The following is a 14,546-nucleotide window of genomic DNA, read 5'->3' as shown; positions in this document are numbered from 1 at the left end:
AGCCGCCGGCAACGAACGATAGGTGCTAACCATATGCGCATGCCGGGTTTCCCGCGATTCCACTGAAGCCTTGCTCTCCATACCGCAAGGCGAATGCGGTTGAGTGGTTTAGCGCCTTAGTGCTCTGGCGTATATCGATCGGCGGATTTATTCGTCGCTTTGCTCGGCTGTCCGATTAAGAATCGAAAGTCGGCCAAAGTCGGCTAATGTCAGCCACCAAGCATTTGAGCAAGATGACCCAACTCACGAACACCCCGCCCCGACAACTTCACCTCAACGTCAATATCCTGCATTCGGGTTTCGTTCCATCTGCCTGGCGTCTGGCCGATGCGGATCCTCGAGCGTTCATCGACGTTCGTCATTACGTGCGGGTCGCGCAGATCGCGGAGGCGGCCGGCTTCGACGCCGTGTTTCTCGCCGATAACGCCTCTATCGCCGACCAGATCGATTTTCGCCCGATCACTGCGCTCGAGCCGACCATCCTCCTTGCGAGCATCGCAGCGGCCACCTCGCATATCGGCGTGATCGGCACTGCGTCCACGAGTTACAACGAGCCGTACAACATCGCGCGCCGTTTCGCCACGCTCGATCACGTCAGCGGCGGGCGGGCTGGCTGGAATGTCGTGACCACTGCGGACCTGGGCTCAGCGCGCAATTTCGGGCGCGATGCGGTGCCCGATCACGCCGAGCGCTACGCACGCGCCGCGGAATTCACCAGCGTCGTCAAGGCGCTCTGGGACAGTTGGGAAGACGGCGCGATTATCGGCGATAAAACGAGCGGACTATTCGTCGATACAGCCAAGGTTCATCCGGTCTCGCATCGAGGCACGCATTTCTCGGTGCAAGGTCCGTTGAATGTGCCGCGTTCGCCGCAAGGCCATCCGGTGCTGGTGCAAGCCGGCGCGTCGGGCGATGGCCGCGAGCTTGCCGCGCGCCATGCCGAGGCGGTGTTCTCGGCCTCGCAATCCTTTGACGAATCGCTAGCCTATGGACGCGATCTGAAGGCGCGCGCAGCAGCCTTTGGACGCGGTCCCAACGCCGTGAAGGTGCTGGCGGGACTGACCACGATCATCGGCGCAACGGAGGCCGAAGCCTTGCGTCGGCGCGATGAACTGGTGGACCTGATTCCGTGGAGCTATAGCGTCACCCGCCTGGCCGGCACCCTCGGCGTAACACCGGATCGTCTCAAGCTGGATGAGCAACTGCCGGACAACTTGACCTTACCCGGCCAGGGCAACGGCAACCATACGTTCTTTCACGCCACGCTGGCACAAGCCCGGCAGCACGGCTACACCGTGCGTCAACTCATCAGGGCGCTTGCCGGAGGCGGGGGTCATCGCGTCATCGTGGGTACGCCCGAGCAGATAGCCGATGACATCGAACGCTGGTTCAGGGCCGGGGCCGCCGATGGCTTCAACCTCATGCCCGATACATTGCCGGGTGGATTGCAGGACTTCGTCGATGGCGTCGTCCCAATCCTTCGCCAGCGCGGCATCTTTCGCACCGGCTACGAAGGCACGACGCTGCGCGAGCATCTCGGTCTGGCGCGTCCTGAGAACCAGAGCTTATGGCGCAAGAGCGCCTGAGCGTGAACTCGCACCGAGCGGACTCATGCATGACGCTGTCCCCTTTCACGAAGCATCTAGATCCCAAACACCATGGCCAAGCGAACCGGACAACTGCGCCTAGGCGCCTTTCTGTATCCCGCAGGACATCACATTGCCGCCTGGCGGCATCCAGATGCGCAGGCGGACGCTGGCATCAATTTCAAGCACTACGTGCAGCTCGCCCAAGCCGCGCAAGCAGCGAAATTCGATCTTCTGTTTCTCGCCGATGGCGTGGGCACCCGAGGCGATAACCTGGACTTCCTGAGCCGCACCGCGCACAGCTACATCGCGCAGTTCGAGCCGATCACGCTGCTGTCCGCACTCGCTGCCGTGACAGAGAACATCGGCCTGGTCGGCACGGCGTCGACCAGTTTCAATGAGCCTTACCACATCGCGCGCAAGTTTGCGTCGCTCGACCATATCAGCGGCGGCCGCGCGGGATGGAACCTCGTTACTTCGTCGAACGAGCATGAAGCGAAGAACTTCAATCGCGACAAGCATTTCGATCATGGAGAACGCTATGAGCGGGCGACCGAGTTTGCGGAAGTCGTCGACCGGCTTTGGGATAGTTGGGAGGACGATGCATTCTTGCGCGATAAAGAGCAAGGCCGCTTCTTCAATCCCGCCAAGCGCCATGTCCTCGATCACAAGGGACGCTTTTTTCAGGTCAAGGGGCCGTTGAACGTAGCGCGCTCGCCGCAAGGCCAGCCCGTGGTCGTGCAGGCGGGTTCATCGGAAGCTGGCCGGGCGCTGGCCGCCCGTACCGCCGAGGTTATCTTCACGGCGCAACAAACCCATCGGGACGCGATCGATTTTTATGCCGATGTCAAAGGCCGCCTCGACCAATATGGCCGTCATCCCGATGACCTGAAGATCATGCCCGGCGTGATGCCCATTGTCGGGCGCACCGAAAGCGAGGCGCGCGAGAAGTTCGAGCATCTGCAATCGCTGATCGATCCGGCGGTGGGCCTTGCGTTGGTATCGGGCCTGACCGGCGGTTTCGATTTGTCGGCTTACCCGCTCGATGGCCCGATCCCCGAGCTGCCGGAAACGAACGCGAGCAAGAGCCGTCAGCTGCTCACGCTTGAATTGGCACGCCGCGAAAACCTGACGATTCGCCAGCTTTATTTGCGCGTGGCGGGCGCACGTGGACATTGGCAAGTGGTCGGAACGCCCGAGCAGATTGCGGATCAACTGGAAGAGCGTTTCGTCCAATATGGCGCCGACGGCTACAACATCATGCCCGCGGTTCTGCCAGGCAGCCTGACTGATTTCATCGAACTGGTGTTGCCGGAGTTGCGCCGCCGCGGACTGTTTCGAACGGAGTATGAAGGCGCGACGCTGCGCGCGAATCTTGGTCCGCGGCCGGTTAATCGGTACGCTGCGCAGAAAGCTGGGGCGGTGGCGGCCTGAGAGGACGGGACCGGCACCTCTCTTTCTCCATGAAGATGGAAGCGACTGAAGAACGAGAAGCTTGGGTGGACGATTCGAACGCCTGGTCGCTTACGACTGATGTGCCGTGGTGCATTCAGCATCACTCGCGAGTCCGGACAGCCGCATCAAAAAAATGGCCAACCTAACGCGGAACCCGCATACCCACTAAAATCCATGGAAAGGGCACGTTTTCCAAGGTGGGCATCTGGCCGAGCATCAACAAGGTTTTATTCTGACGCGTCATTGGCGGGACACCGCCGATGGGACCGAGGTCGAATTCTGGCTGGCGACGGACGACGGTCCCCGCCACCTCCGCTTGCGCCAGCAGGATTCGGTGGCGTTCATTCCGGCCGAACAACGCGAACGTGCCGGAGCTGTCTTGCAGCGCGAGAAACACGTCGAACTCCGCCCGCTGGATCTTGTTGACTTCAACCATCGGCCGGTGTTGGGCCTGTATAGCAAGCAGTATCGGCAATTGACGGGGCTGGAGAGGCGCTTGAAACAAGCCGGCGTCGATGTGTACGAAGCCGATGTCTTTCCGCCGGACCGCTACATGATGGAGCGCTTTATCACGGCGCCTGTCGTGTTCACCGGTGAGTTTCATGACGACGGGCCGCTTCTGAACAGCGAGTTGAGGCCCGCGCCGGGTTATCGGCCGAACTTGAAACTGGTGTCGCTCGATATTGAAACCAGCGCCAAAACAGAGCTGTATTCCATCGCGCTCGAAGGCTGCGGTGAACGCCAGGTTTATATGCTGGGACCGCCAAACGGGGACAGTAGCGACATCGACTTCAAGCTTGAATACTGCGCAAGCCGCCCTCTCCTGCTGGAAAAACTCAACGAGTGGCTTGAGAAGCATGACCCCGATGCGATCATCGGCTGGAACTTGGTTCAGTTTGATCTGCGGGTATTGCAGGAACACTCGCAGCTTTACCAGATTCCGCTGCGGCTGGGTCGCGGCGGGAGCGTGATGGAATGGCGGCAGCACAGCCTCACTCAAAACCATTTCTTCGCAGGCGCGGCGGGACGATTGCTGATCGATGGTATTGAAGCGCTTAGGTCGGCAACATGGAGCTTCCCTTCGTTCAGCCTCGAGTATGTCGCGCAAAGCGTGCTGGGAGAAGGCAAGGCCATCGACAACCCGTATCAGCGGATGGACGAAATCCAGCGTCGTTTCGATGAAGACAAGCCCGCTCTTGCACGCTACAACCTGAAGGACTGCGAGCTCGTCACGCGGGTCTTTGCGAAGACTGAACTGCTATCCTTCCTGCTCGAGCGCGCGACGGTCACGGGGCTGCCCGCTGATCGCAGCGGCGGATCCGTGGCTGCTTTTACGCACTTGTACATGCCACGAATGCATCGGCAAGGGTTCGTCGCGCCCAACCTCGGCGACGTTGCCGGTGCGGCCAGCCCTGGCGGATTCGTGATGAATTCGCGCCCCGGTCTGTACGATTCCGTTCTCGTTCTCGACTATAAAAGCCTATACCCGTCGATCATTCGCACCTTCCTTATCGACCCTGTCGGATTGGTCGACGGTCTGCGCCATCCCGACGATCAGCACTCCGTGCCTGGTTTTCTTGGCGCGCGTTTCTCACGCACGCGTCATAGTTTGCCGGCCATCGTCGATCAGGTCTGGAAAGGACGCGAGGAAGCCAAGCGCGAGCACAACAAGCCGCTCTCGCAAGCGTTGAAGATCATCATGAACGCGTTCTACGGCGTACTGGGTTCCACGGGATGCCGCTTCTTCGACCCGCGCCTTGCGTCGTCGATCACCATGCGCGGTCATGAAATCATGCGCAAGACGCGTGAATTGATTGAAGCCGAAGGATACGAAGTGATTTATGGCGATACGGATTCAACGTTCGTCTGGCTGAAACACGCTCGCAGCGAGGAAGAGGCGGCGCGTATTGGCGGAACACTCGTTGATCACGTGAATGCGTGGTGGCAGGATCATGTGCGAGAGCGCTTCGGTCTGGAAAGCGCGCTGGAGTTGCAGTTCGAACGACACTATCGGCGGTTTTTCATGCCTACGATTCGCGGCGCGGAAGAAGGCAGCAAAAAGCGCTACGCGGGTCTTAGCCTGCTGCCTGACGGTAGCGAAGAGGTGGTCTACAAGGGACTTGAAACCGTTCGCAGCGACTGGACGCCACTCGCGCAGCGGTTCCAGCGAGAACTCTATTTGCGGATCTTCAAGGGCGAGCCGTATCAGGACTATGTACGCGACTACGTTCGGCGCACGCTGAGCGGCGAATTCGACGAGCTGCTCGTGTATAGAAAGCGCCTGCGCCGGCCGCTGGATGCGTATGAGCGGAACGTGCCGCCGCATGTCCGCGCGGCTCGCATGGCGGACGAGTTCAATCGCAAACGTGGCAGGCCGTTGCAGTATCAACGTAGCGGCTGGATCAGCTATGTGATGACCAGCGCGGGACCCGAACCCCTTGAAACCTTGCAGGCTTCCATTGACTATGATCACTACCTGACTCGCCAGTTGCAGCCGATTGCCGACGCCATATTGCCTCTTCTGCAAAGCGACTTCCAGACGCTGGTTTCTGGTCAGCACGCGTTGTTTTAGCCCACGAAGATATCCACAGAAACTGTGGACAAATCACACCACACGCTGCGGGGGGAAACCTTAGTTTCCTGCAGAAGCACTGTCCTCGTAACCGACGTGTGTTTCGTTTGAGATTCAAGCTAACGACGACCATTAACGACCACGGTTAACGACCACCGTTAACGACCACCGTTAACGGTTGCTGACAAGACAAGGGACTTGTTTAGATTCCAGACAGATGTCTTGTCGATGCTGCGCTGCACGCGACATGGGGAACGATCCACATATTCCCCACGCCTCGCTCATAACTAACGATTGGCCTGCACCCCCACTGTCACGCGTACGGTGGGGAGGTCAGTCGTAGATACTTTACACAAGGGGGCCGCCTCAATGAGGCAAGCCTGTCTTCTGCTGTTGTTGCACGATGAAATCGGCCGCAATCCGGTTATAGCCCGAGGGCATCGCATCATTTACGTCTCCGGCGCTGTACAACTTGGCTGGATAGACTGCGCCGTTGTACTCGGCATATGCGTTGTTGGCACTTACGACCAGATAGCGATAGCCGCTCAAGGTCTGGATCGTGCCACCATAATACGCCTGGGTCTGCTCCAACGAAGTGAACACCTTGAGCTTGCCCGCGGTGTTGAAGACAAGATGGGAGACCAGCACGTTCGCTGTCTGGCGGTAGGTCTGTGCGCCGGCGGGCATTGGCGTAGTGTCGTTGCCGAGCACGACAGTCAGGCCGTTGCCACCGGCCTCGTCGAGCCCCACCACCCCACTGACCGGCTGACCCGTCACATCCTCAGCCGTCAGCGTGACATCGTAAAGCGGCGCCGATACGCCATTCGGTCCCCACTGATAGCCCTGCGATAGCTGTTGGAAGATGCGTGAACCGCCGAGACCGCTTGATTCGGGACCGGTGGACATGAACAAGCCTTCCGCTGTGAGGTAGCCCGTTTCGCTATTCGGGGCATAGGAACCAAGAATGGCGGTAGGGTCCACATTGAAGTTCGTGCTAGCGTCTGCCGTCACGTAGATGCGCACCAGTCCAGTAGCCGTTGGATAAAACCCATTCGCATAGTTCGCGCCGAACTGATAGTAGCCTGCACCGCTGCCATCCAGAAAAATACGATTGAAGAAGCTCGTGTTTGTTGCCGGTGCGTCCGACGCAGAAGTGTCCGGTGAACCAGATGGCGTCACGGCTGTGTTCGAGGTGGATGACGGGCTGTCATTGTTGCCACCGCTGCAAGCAGTCAACGTGGCCACAAGCGCCAAGGCTGCAGCTGCTTTGACTTTACGCACGATACGGTGATTTGGATTCCTTAAGTTAACCATCTTGCTCTTCCTTTTTGTGTAAGCCCTTTCAATGGGCGTGGTATGGGCCGGTGTCGGCCGATTATCAGAATTGCGCCGTGGCCTGCACTCCGAGCGTCACGCGTGCGCTTGGGAATCCGCCAGGTTTGTAGATCGGCGTTCCGACGAACAGGTCATAGGAGAGACCGGCAAAGCGTGAAGGCAGACCACCGCGAATGCCGATCACCGCGCCCGCCAGTTGCGTCCCGGCCAGAAACACCGTGTTCGGTCCGAACACGCGCCCGTAGTCGATCCCCGCGTACAGTGCCTGTCCCGTCTGGCCGATGGGCCATTGCAGCTCATTGCGCCAGTAGAAGCCTTTCTCCGCCGCCAGCATGGTCTCGCCGTCGAACCCCCGCACTGTGTAGCGGCTGCCGATGGTCAGGTCGTCCAGGTAGAACAGCGTGTCGTTGGTGAACTGCGCGTGAACGGTCGTCACGTAGCGCAAGCCCTGTTTAGCGACGGCGAACGGCACCGACAGGTTCGCGTCCAGCACGGCCATGTGGTAGCGGTATGTCGGACCACTGGGTGTTGGGTCATCTGTCGCGCCGAGTCCGCCAATCCCCTGGCGGTACGCAAGCGTGCCGTCGAACTGCGACTTGCCGAAGTAATGCCGGTCGGTCAGCCCCGCTTCGATGAACGTGTTGTTGCGCCGCTGCTGCGGTATGTCCGTATCGTCGATGAAGCTTTCGCCAAAGCGCTTCGAGAGCTGGAACTCCACGCCGAACACATCGCTCTGGCTACGGCTCAGTACACGCGCGAGCCTTAGCGCGGCTGTCTGCGCATTGCCGCTCGATACGAACGTCTGGTTCACGCCCGCGATCTGCTGATAATAGGTGTTGGTGTTGCCGGACAACGTGGTCGTCCAATACCCCCATGGCACGGAGTACGAACCGTTGAACCCGTGCGAGCCGAGCGACTTGTTGCCGAACGACAGGTCCTGGTTCGCGCCGACCGTCAACACGTCGTTCAGGCCAAGCGGATTGTCGATGCCGAGGCTCACGTTGCCCTGCCACTTGCCAGTCGCGTCCGTGCCTGAGTTATCAACGGAGACGACGAAGCTCCACGGCTTCGAACGCTTCACGCTCACCACGACGTCACTTTCACCCGGCGTGTCGGTCGGCTCGATTTTCATGTCCACGTCCTGCGACGCCACCCGCTTCAACTGCTCCAGGCCCTGCTCAAGATCGCGCAGATCGAGCAGGTCGCCGTCACGTGCGGGGAATGCGGATTTCAGGGTGCCGCGCGTATTGGGATCGGCAAAGCGGAGCTGGTGCAGGACGCCGGGGACGAGCGCGAATGTGAGCATCCCTTTCGACAGGTCCTGCTCGGGCAACAAGACGCGCGTCGTGACATATCCACGGATCAGGATCGCCTGCTGCAGCCCTTTGGTTAGCGTGTCAATGCCGGTCTTGCCGACGCACTGTCCCCTGTAGTGGTCAAGCCATTCACTCGCAAAGGCGAACGGGTCCAGTGATAGCGCCGAGCCTCCCTTGCCGCGCACGGCATTGGGCAGAGTCGTCGGGATATCAAGCGCGAACGTGCTGATGCGGAAGCATGGTGTCTCGACCGGCAGTAGTGGATAGCCCTCGAATGTGGGGAGGGTTGAACGCACTGCGGGTGCCTGCACGACTGCTTCACGCTGCTGTGCGTCGCGTTGCTGCTGGATTTGCTGGTTCTGCTCGGCGTTGGCGCGCGCGGCTACCGCTTCATCGGCTGGCGTCGGCGCATGCTGCGCATTTGACGCGAGCGATACCAGGGCAATGAGCGGCAGCGCCGCCAGCCTCTTTCGAATTTTCATAGTTAATTGAATCTAGTTCTGGCTACCAGCCGATACGTTTGCGTTCAAAAACCCAAGCAATGACGGCACAAAGGAACGAGGCCAACGGAACGAATTTGCACGCTGCGTAGACTCTGCTCATAGGAGGCCACAAGTACCCTGGATATCCTTTATGCCAAGCTATGGAAGGCATCACAATCAGTTCTTCAAAGGCGGCCAAGATCGCGAGGCCAACTAAAAAAAGTCGGTCGATAACTCAAAAACGCTTTTACGTTTCTCTCGAATCGAGGGCTCATTTTTTCTTCGGTAGGTACGAGGGAATGTTTCCGACGCCAGCACTAACGGTCTCGGAGGTCAGGTTTGCGCCCACTGTCTCAAACATTGACGGAATCACGCTAGGCGCAACAAACTTCGACACGCCCAACCCCGCTTCCTTCAACTGATCCACCCACGTCAGTTCTGCCCCAAGCTGCGACGCATCAAGTTGGCTCACGTAATTCGTGTTGTATGCATCACTGCCCATTGGATATTCCGCCCAACATTTCACCGCGATGCACGCCGCTTTCGTCAACTTGTTGGCTTCTGCTTTGTCGCTGCCGGCTTTGTCCGCGATTACTTGCTTTTCATCAGGATGAAGTTGCCGGTTGAAGCGAACACCACACCCCGACACGCCCTCCGTTGTCGATACAGGTTTTCTCCTGATGCAACAAGGCTTTGCAAACGGTTTTCAGCTGACACGGATCTGAGCCTGCAAGTTTTTCCCCGACGCGGTTTTGTCCTTAGGGCGCGAGTTTGCCAGAAGTTCACGTTCACCCATCTCATTAACATCGCATGCCGAAGCAATATCAGGCCGCCGGGTTTGACGGCGCGCAGCGCGACGGCAAACCCGGCGGAACCGGGCCGCTGCACACCGCAGCCCGCTTCCATGACCGCTTACTTGTACCGCTCAGGGAAGTTCACGCGCAGCAAGTAACCCCACGCGTAATCTCGCAACTGCTCCATCACGTCGCGATTGGTCTGCGGCCTTGGCCCTTCACCCCCGATGGCCACATCCCACATGAAGCACTGAGCACCACCTCCGGGTGGGTGCCCGCGTTCTCGCAGATCTTCGCGAACTCGTTATCTATCTTTATCCTCGTGGAACACACAGCGCATCACCCAGTCCCGGCCGCGCTTTTTAAGCACGTGCTCCTGCGACTCGATCAGCAGCAACAGCGACACTTCGCGCTTCAAGCGCTCCAACTCGGAAGCAGGGATTCGGGGCATAAAACGTCCTTCGGCTAAAAACCTGTCAAGTAGCATATATCGGTCTTGCATGGTGCTATTAATGGACCATATAGGCGACTTGCCAAACAAGGGGACGTACCATGTCGCATCAAGTTTTAACGTGGTGGACCATGGATTTCCCCAAACGGCTAGCCGCTTTGCGCAAGCAACGCAGTCTCACCCAACAGGCTTTGACCGATCTGGCCGGGGTGCATTTATCGCAGATGAAGCGCTACGAAGGAGGTACTTCGCAACCGACGCTTGATGTCTTGCGCAGTATCGCAATTGCCTTTTCGGTCAGTGCGGATGTGCTGCTTTTCGATGAACAGGAACGCGGACCGGATTACGACTTTCGGTTGCGCTTCGAAGCGATCTCCCGGCTCGATGCCGACGAGCGTAATGTCATCAAGGAATTGATCGATGGAACGCTGCTCAAGCACGAAGCGCGGCGGCTTTCTATGCGAGCAAACGAAGCAGGTAGGCAGTAAACGAAGCGCGGGCGGTGAGTGGTGGAACACTCATCGCCCGCTGACCACAACCAACTCACTACAGGAGTTGACCATGGCTGACGCCAATCTTAAATCAAGCTCGACCTTTACCGAACGCTTTATGGCCTGCGAGAGCGCCACGCGGCGGACCGACTACCCGCAGCATCGGACACCGCCCAGGCAACGGCCTATCCCGCGTATTCGGCTTATGGGCAGATGGCTCGAGCAAGCTGGTTTTAAACCCCATAGCCGCGTTTGTGTTCATGTCGAAGAGGGCAGGCTCGTTATTACGCCAGCTTGAACGACTCCAGAAACAACAAACCCAGCGCAAGGCTGGGTTTGTTGTCAGTGCTCTTCTGTCGCGGAACAACTCGCAGACTCAAGGCGCTGCCGCTTTAGGTCTCTCAACTCTTTAAGAAGCTGGTAGGTTATACCCCCAAACAGAATAACAAACAGCGGTAGCAGGACCAGAAGAGGTTTCACCCCTGCTCCTCGAGATACCGAGATCGCAAGTGCAAAGACGACGATTCCCACGGCGCCTGAATAAGCTATAAGAGCTCGTTTAACGAGTGAGCGAAGCTTTAATTCCATATTCATTTTTTACTTGGCGGGGTCACCGCGTTTTGGAATGGACCACTCAAACCTTGGATTACGTTGTTTAGGAAGTTACCCATTGGTCCTGGAAACAGGGTCTTGACGGCTCCTCCTAAACCAGCAGCCCCTGCACCGAAGCCAGCAGATGCATCTGGACTCGATTGATGAGTTATCGCCGCCGACCCAAATGCAGTTACGCCGGCAACCCCCGCGTTGTACGTATTCGCCGCAACCTTGCCCGCTGTCCCCATCGCAGCTATAGCACCATCAGCCATAGCAAATGGGTACATCGCGCCATTTACTATGCCTGTGATATATGACTTCGTAAAATCCGGCTTATCCTTCGACAACTCCACCGCATAACTTACCGCATCTCCTTCATAGTCGAACCCTCCAGCAAGAATGGCTGCGGCCACCGCTTCCGGCCCGATCAGCGCAAGTGCCGCAGCGGGTGCTCCATAGGCGCCGATCGTCTGCAGGTTTGCCGACGCCGCATCCGCATTCATACCCTGCGCGAGAATCGCCGCGTTCAGCGTCGCATCGCTGCACTGCGCACCCGCCGGGCAGACTTGCGCAACCAGATCCGTCGGCTTCTTCTCGTTCGTGTCCTCGTGAGCTGTCCGGTTATACAAGTCCACATTACCCGCTTCGAACGCGCCAGCGTTTCCAGCAACATATCCCGCTCCGGTTGCGACCGCGTTCGCGACGATGTTACCCAGCGCCTTGTCCATCTCCGCGTTTCCGGTCGGACTCGCGCCCGCTATTGCGTCACTCAGGCCGTTTAACTTACCGGCTGCGAGTGAGGCCGCGCCTGCGCCCACCGCGCCTGCCACCGCCGTTCCTGCGCCACCTCCCAGACCTGCGACCACGGCTGCGCCCGCCGCTTGCATCTCGGCTCTGGAACTGCCGCCGTCGCGCCACGAATCCATGCCGGCCTGATCGCCGTTGACTTTTGCCTCGTCGTACTTCGACTGTGCATAGTCGCCGATGCGCTGCGCCACCGCCTGACCTGCGGCGCTCGCCGCAGACATCATGTCGGCCTGTTTATCCAGAAGGTTGTTCACGTCCGGTGTCTTCGCGACCGTGCCATTCGTGTTCGATGTATCGCGGCTCAGCGTGGCCACATCTTGCGTCTGGTTCGCCGAATCCGTGACGTTGATCGTGCCCGCGCTGATTGCGCTCTTCGTGGTTGCACCGTCGCTGCCGCTGTCGTGCTGACTCAAAGACGGCGTAATACCCCCCGAGTTCGGCACCGACGATGGTCCTGTCACCTTGTCCGGCAACCCCAGCGACGCACCCGCCGAGAAGCCGCTGCTTTTTGCATCGTAGCTCGAACTGTTCGCGATATCGGAGAAGGAGAGCGTGCCGGTGGTGAGCGTGTTCTTCCAGGCATCAGCATCGCTTGCGATAACTGCACCGTGCAAGTCCGTGTTCCCCTTGACGCTGATATTGAAGCCGTCGCTGCCCGCACGAATGCCCGCCTGTTCTTCAACGCCCGCATAGCTGCCGTTCGCATTCGCGTTTGTGTGGCTGAAACTCGCACTACCACCACCCTGACTGATGGCGAATCCGCCGCCTGTGCTTTCCTGATGCGCGGCAGTTGTCATGGTGTCCTGCACGCTCGCGATGTTCAGATTGCCGCCGATGTCGGCGTTCACCTGTTTGCCGCTCACGTTCGCGCCGATGATGTTGGTGTCGCCCCCCCGAGATGATCGTCGCTGAGTTCGCCGCCGTCACATGCGTATTGTTCTGGTCTGCCCGGCACCCCGCCATAACTAGAATGGACCCACATCACAGATCCGTACCTCTTGATCAAGTCGATCAGTCTGAATAAGTACGTCAATTGCGTCACCGTCCTTCACACGATCATATTTCCACTGCACCGGAGCGTAGTGCAGATGTTGACCAGCAACATCAATTTCTAGCATCTGTTTTTCTGGAATTTTCACATATGCCTTCCCTTGCCATTCCCTATGCTCAGGAAGTGAATACCTTCGCACCACGCGTCCAATTACTTTTCTCTTTTCTCGCGCGCCAAAACCGAGAATACGCCGCGCAGACAGAAGGACCAACAAAACCAGAACTGAATAGACAACGAGAAATAGCACTCCCGCAGCCATATCCGAACCACCGCGTCCGATCAAATCAAATGGATTAACCAAAATTTTCATAGTCACTTCTTACCTGAATTTTGAATTGCTGTTTGAGTCGGGCCAGACAAGACCTGAATAATATGGTTCGCAATGTTGCCGCCCCACCCGGCATCAAAGTCTGCGCAGCCGTACCGATGCCATAGGAAGCTGCGCCGGTCGCAGCATTGGGTGATGGGTCGTTTGAAGGAGTCGCGACAGCGTTTCCGCCGAATGCTGCCGTCCCGTTCAAAATGCCGTTGTATGTTCCAACCACTATTTTCGAGCCCAGACCACCGCCAAGCGTATTCAGTGGAAGTGCGAACGGACCCGCGATGCCAGCAACAGCGCCGACGGTCAGCGACTTCGAGATATCGGGCGCGCCATTACTCAGGTGGGTTAGATAAGCTATGGTGTCGCCGCCAAAGTCATATGCCGAGTTGATAGCCCATCCAGTCGCAACTACCGGCGCATACGCTCCGACCGCAAACATCGCAAGTGCTCCACCAGCTGCAATGCCAACCGCAGGATGGGGTGTAGCTCCTGGCAACGCTTGTTGCTCGGGCGACAGCGAGCGATCAGCATTTCCATAGAGGAACGGGCTGTTGTACTCAGCCGAAGCTGCACGGAACATGCCGCTGGCGTTTTCGCTGATGAACTGCACTGCCGTTACATCGCCGCCCGGTCCCTTGCTTGCCGCTGCGTCCACCAGGCGATAGCCGTTGGCGAGCAGCATCTGCTGCGCCTGATCTGCCGTGATCGTCTGTCCCGTCTGGTCCTTATAGAACTGCGCGAATTTGCTTGCGTTGTCAGTGGCCCACTGGCGTTCTTCCGGATGAAGTTGCCGGTTGAACCGATCTGTGTAGGCTTGGTTATCAAAAGTGCTATCGCTCAAGGGCCACACTCCCCAATCGTTCCGGCGCTGTACTCAAAGCGGACTCCATACGTGTTGGTGGAAAGCGCCGGGAAGAGTTCTGACTTAGTGTCGAGCGTTGCTAGCGCTCCGAGTTTGCATGCCTCCCATTTTTCGTTGTCGGTGTGCTGCCTGGCTTTCCATCCTCGGCCCTCAAGCGCCATCTGATATCTGTCAAATAATTGATCCGTCCATGAGTCAGCACTGATGTTTCGCGTCAGGGACGCTACGCTTCCGCGATCCAAGTCTTTTCGGAATACCACCTTCCCACCCATCCCGAGCATGTAGTCCATGTCAGACTTCATCAAATCAAACTTGCGCGACACATCGGTTGGGTTTTTGAGCAGTACGTCGTGAAAGAAGATGTATCCAAATGCCAGCACAAGCAGCCCACCAATCCAGAACTTTAGATTTCGCATGTAATACGCTCC

At 58.3% G+C, this 14,546-nt stretch carries 12 protein-coding genes and 1 pseudogene; 5 read left to right on the top strand and 8 right to left on the bottom strand.

Annotated elements, in window-relative coordinates; translation table 11 throughout:
• Positions 1–233 precede the first annotated feature (233 nt).
• The 3 genes from BSU04_RS18900 (at position 234) to BSU04_RS18890 (ending at position 5,613) form a co-directional block, all read left to right on the top strand.
• Positions 234–1,586: an LLM class flavin-dependent oxidoreductase gene (locus tag BSU04_RS18900; protein WP_089162086.1), complete on the top strand. Its 1,353-nt coding sequence runs from the start codon at positions 234–236 to the stop codon at positions 1,584–1,586.
• 72 nt (positions 1,587–1,658) lie between these two features.
• Positions 1,659–3,020, top strand: a complete 1,362-nt coding sequence (locus tag BSU04_RS18895; protein ID WP_089162058.1) for an LLM class flavin-dependent oxidoreductase — start codon at positions 1,659–1,661, stop codon at positions 3,018–3,020.
• Positions 3,021–3,246: 226 nt separating this feature from the next.
• On the top strand, positions 3,247–5,613 hold the full coding sequence (locus BSU04_RS18890; protein WP_089162057.1) for a DNA polymerase II: 2,367 nt from the start codon (positions 3,247–3,249) through the stop codon (positions 5,611–5,613).
• A 366-nt stretch (positions 5,614–5,979) separates the two neighbouring features.
• Here BSU04_RS18890 and BSU04_RS18885 read toward each other — a convergent pair whose 3' ends face one another.
• The 4 genes from BSU04_RS18885 to BSU04_RS46460 form a co-directional block, all read right to left on the bottom strand.
• The gene (locus BSU04_RS18885) at positions 5,980–6,792 is read right to left on the bottom strand and encodes a hypothetical protein (protein ID WP_144021269.1); all 813 of its coding nucleotides are present in this window, start codon (positions 6,790–6,792) and stop codon (positions 5,980–5,982) included.
• 199 nt (positions 6,793–6,991) lie between these two features.
• Entirely contained in the window at positions 6,992–8,746 is a 1,755-nt protein-coding gene (locus tag BSU04_RS18880) for a ShlB/FhaC/HecB family hemolysin secretion/activation protein (RefSeq protein WP_089162055.1), read from the bottom strand.
• A 271-nt stretch (positions 8,747–9,017) separates the two neighbouring features.
• Positions 9,018–9,248 (bottom strand): hypothetical protein, encoded by a 231-nt coding sequence (locus BSU04_RS45530; RefSeq protein ID WP_144021268.1) that lies wholly within the window; start codon positions 9,246–9,248, stop codon positions 9,018–9,020.
• 596 nt (positions 9,249–9,844) lie between these two features.
• A complete protein-coding gene (locus BSU04_RS46460; RefSeq protein ID WP_179258359.1) occupies positions 9,845–9,991 on the bottom strand; it encodes a hypothetical protein in 147 nt (48 codons plus the stop codon).
• Between the two features lie 101 nt (positions 9,992–10,092).
• Here BSU04_RS46460 and BSU04_RS18865 point away from each other — a divergent pair, with 101 nt between their 5' ends.
• Entirely contained in the window at positions 10,093–10,479 is a 387-nt protein-coding gene (locus BSU04_RS18865; RefSeq protein ID WP_218827316.1) for a helix-turn-helix domain-containing protein, read from the top strand.
• Positions 10,412–10,780 carry a SymE family type I addiction module toxin gene (locus tag BSU04_RS48525; RefSeq protein WP_306427202.1) on the top strand — a complete coding sequence of 123 codons (369 nt, stop codon included), beginning with the start codon at positions 10,412–10,414 and terminating at the stop codon, positions 10,778–10,780. Before BSU04_RS18865 ends, BSU04_RS48525 begins: the two co-directional genes overlap by 68 nt.
• Before the next feature lie 292 nt (positions 10,781–11,072).
• On the opposite strand, the pseudogene BSU04_RS18850 reads toward BSU04_RS48525, so the two are convergent.
• The 4 genes and pseudogenes from BSU04_RS18850 to BSU04_RS18840 form a co-directional block, all read right to left on the bottom strand.
• Positions 11,073–12,831, bottom strand: a pseudogene (locus tag BSU04_RS18850) (hemagglutinin repeat-containing protein); the annotation flags it as partial.
• 17 nt (positions 12,832–12,848) lie between these two features.
• Entirely contained in the window at positions 12,849–13,244 is a 396-nt protein-coding gene (locus tag BSU04_RS45525) for a hypothetical protein (protein ID WP_144021267.1), read from the bottom strand.
• A complete protein-coding gene (locus BSU04_RS18845; protein WP_144021266.1) occupies positions 13,228–14,097 on the bottom strand; it encodes a hypothetical protein in 870 nt (289 codons plus the stop codon). Before BSU04_RS18845 ends, BSU04_RS45525 begins: the two co-directional genes overlap by 17 nt.
• On the bottom strand, positions 14,094–14,534 hold the full coding sequence (locus BSU04_RS18840; RefSeq protein WP_089162048.1) for a hypothetical protein: 441 nt from the start codon (positions 14,532–14,534) through the stop codon (positions 14,094–14,096). Before BSU04_RS18840 ends, BSU04_RS18845 begins: the two co-directional genes overlap by 4 nt.
• Between the last annotated feature and the right edge of the window lie 12 nt (positions 14,535–14,546).

The organism is Caballeronia sordidicola, assembly GCF_002220365.1.
GTDB classification, from domain to species: Bacteria; Pseudomonadota; Gammaproteobacteria; order Burkholderiales; family Burkholderiaceae; genus Caballeronia; species Caballeronia sordidicola_C.
This window is presented reverse-complemented; position numbering and strand designations above follow the sequence as displayed.

What these genes read in the sequence shown, in the direction of transcription:
- BSU04_RS18895 (WP_089162058.1), top strand. Translation starts at nt 1,659, where the DNA reads ATGGCCAAGCGAACCGGACAACTGCGCCTAGGCGCCTTTCTGTATCCC.
- BSU04_RS48525 (WP_306427202.1), top strand. Translation starts at nt 10,412, where the DNA reads ATGGAACGCTGCTCAAGCACGAAGCGCGGCGGCTTTCTATGCGAGCAA.
- BSU04_RS45530 (WP_144021268.1), bottom strand. Translation starts at nt 9,248, where the DNA reads ATGGGCAGTGATGCATACAACACGAATTACGTGAGCCAACTTGATGCG.
- BSU04_RS18865 (WP_218827316.1), top strand. Translation starts at nt 10,093, where the DNA reads ATGTCGCATCAAGTTTTAACGTGGTGGACCATGGATTTCCCCAAACGG.
- BSU04_RS46460 (WP_179258359.1), bottom strand. Translation starts at nt 9,991, where the DNA reads ATGCCCCGAATCCCTGCTTCCGAGTTGGAGCGCTTGAAGCGCGAAGTG.
- BSU04_RS45525 (WP_144021267.1), bottom strand. Translation starts at nt 13,244, where the DNA reads ATGAAAATTTTGGTTAATCCATTTGATTTGATCGGACGCGGTGGTTCG.
- BSU04_RS18900 (WP_089162086.1), top strand. Translation starts at nt 234, where the DNA reads ATGACCCAACTCACGAACACCCCGCCCCGACAACTTCACCTCAACGTC.
- BSU04_RS18880 (WP_089162055.1), bottom strand. Translation starts at nt 8,746, where the DNA reads ATGAAAATTCGAAAGAGGCTGGCGGCGCTGCCGCTCATTGCCCTGGTA.
- BSU04_RS18840 (WP_089162048.1), bottom strand. Translation starts at nt 14,534, where the DNA reads ATGCGAAATCTAAAGTTCTGGATTGGTGGGCTGCTTGTGCTGGCATTT.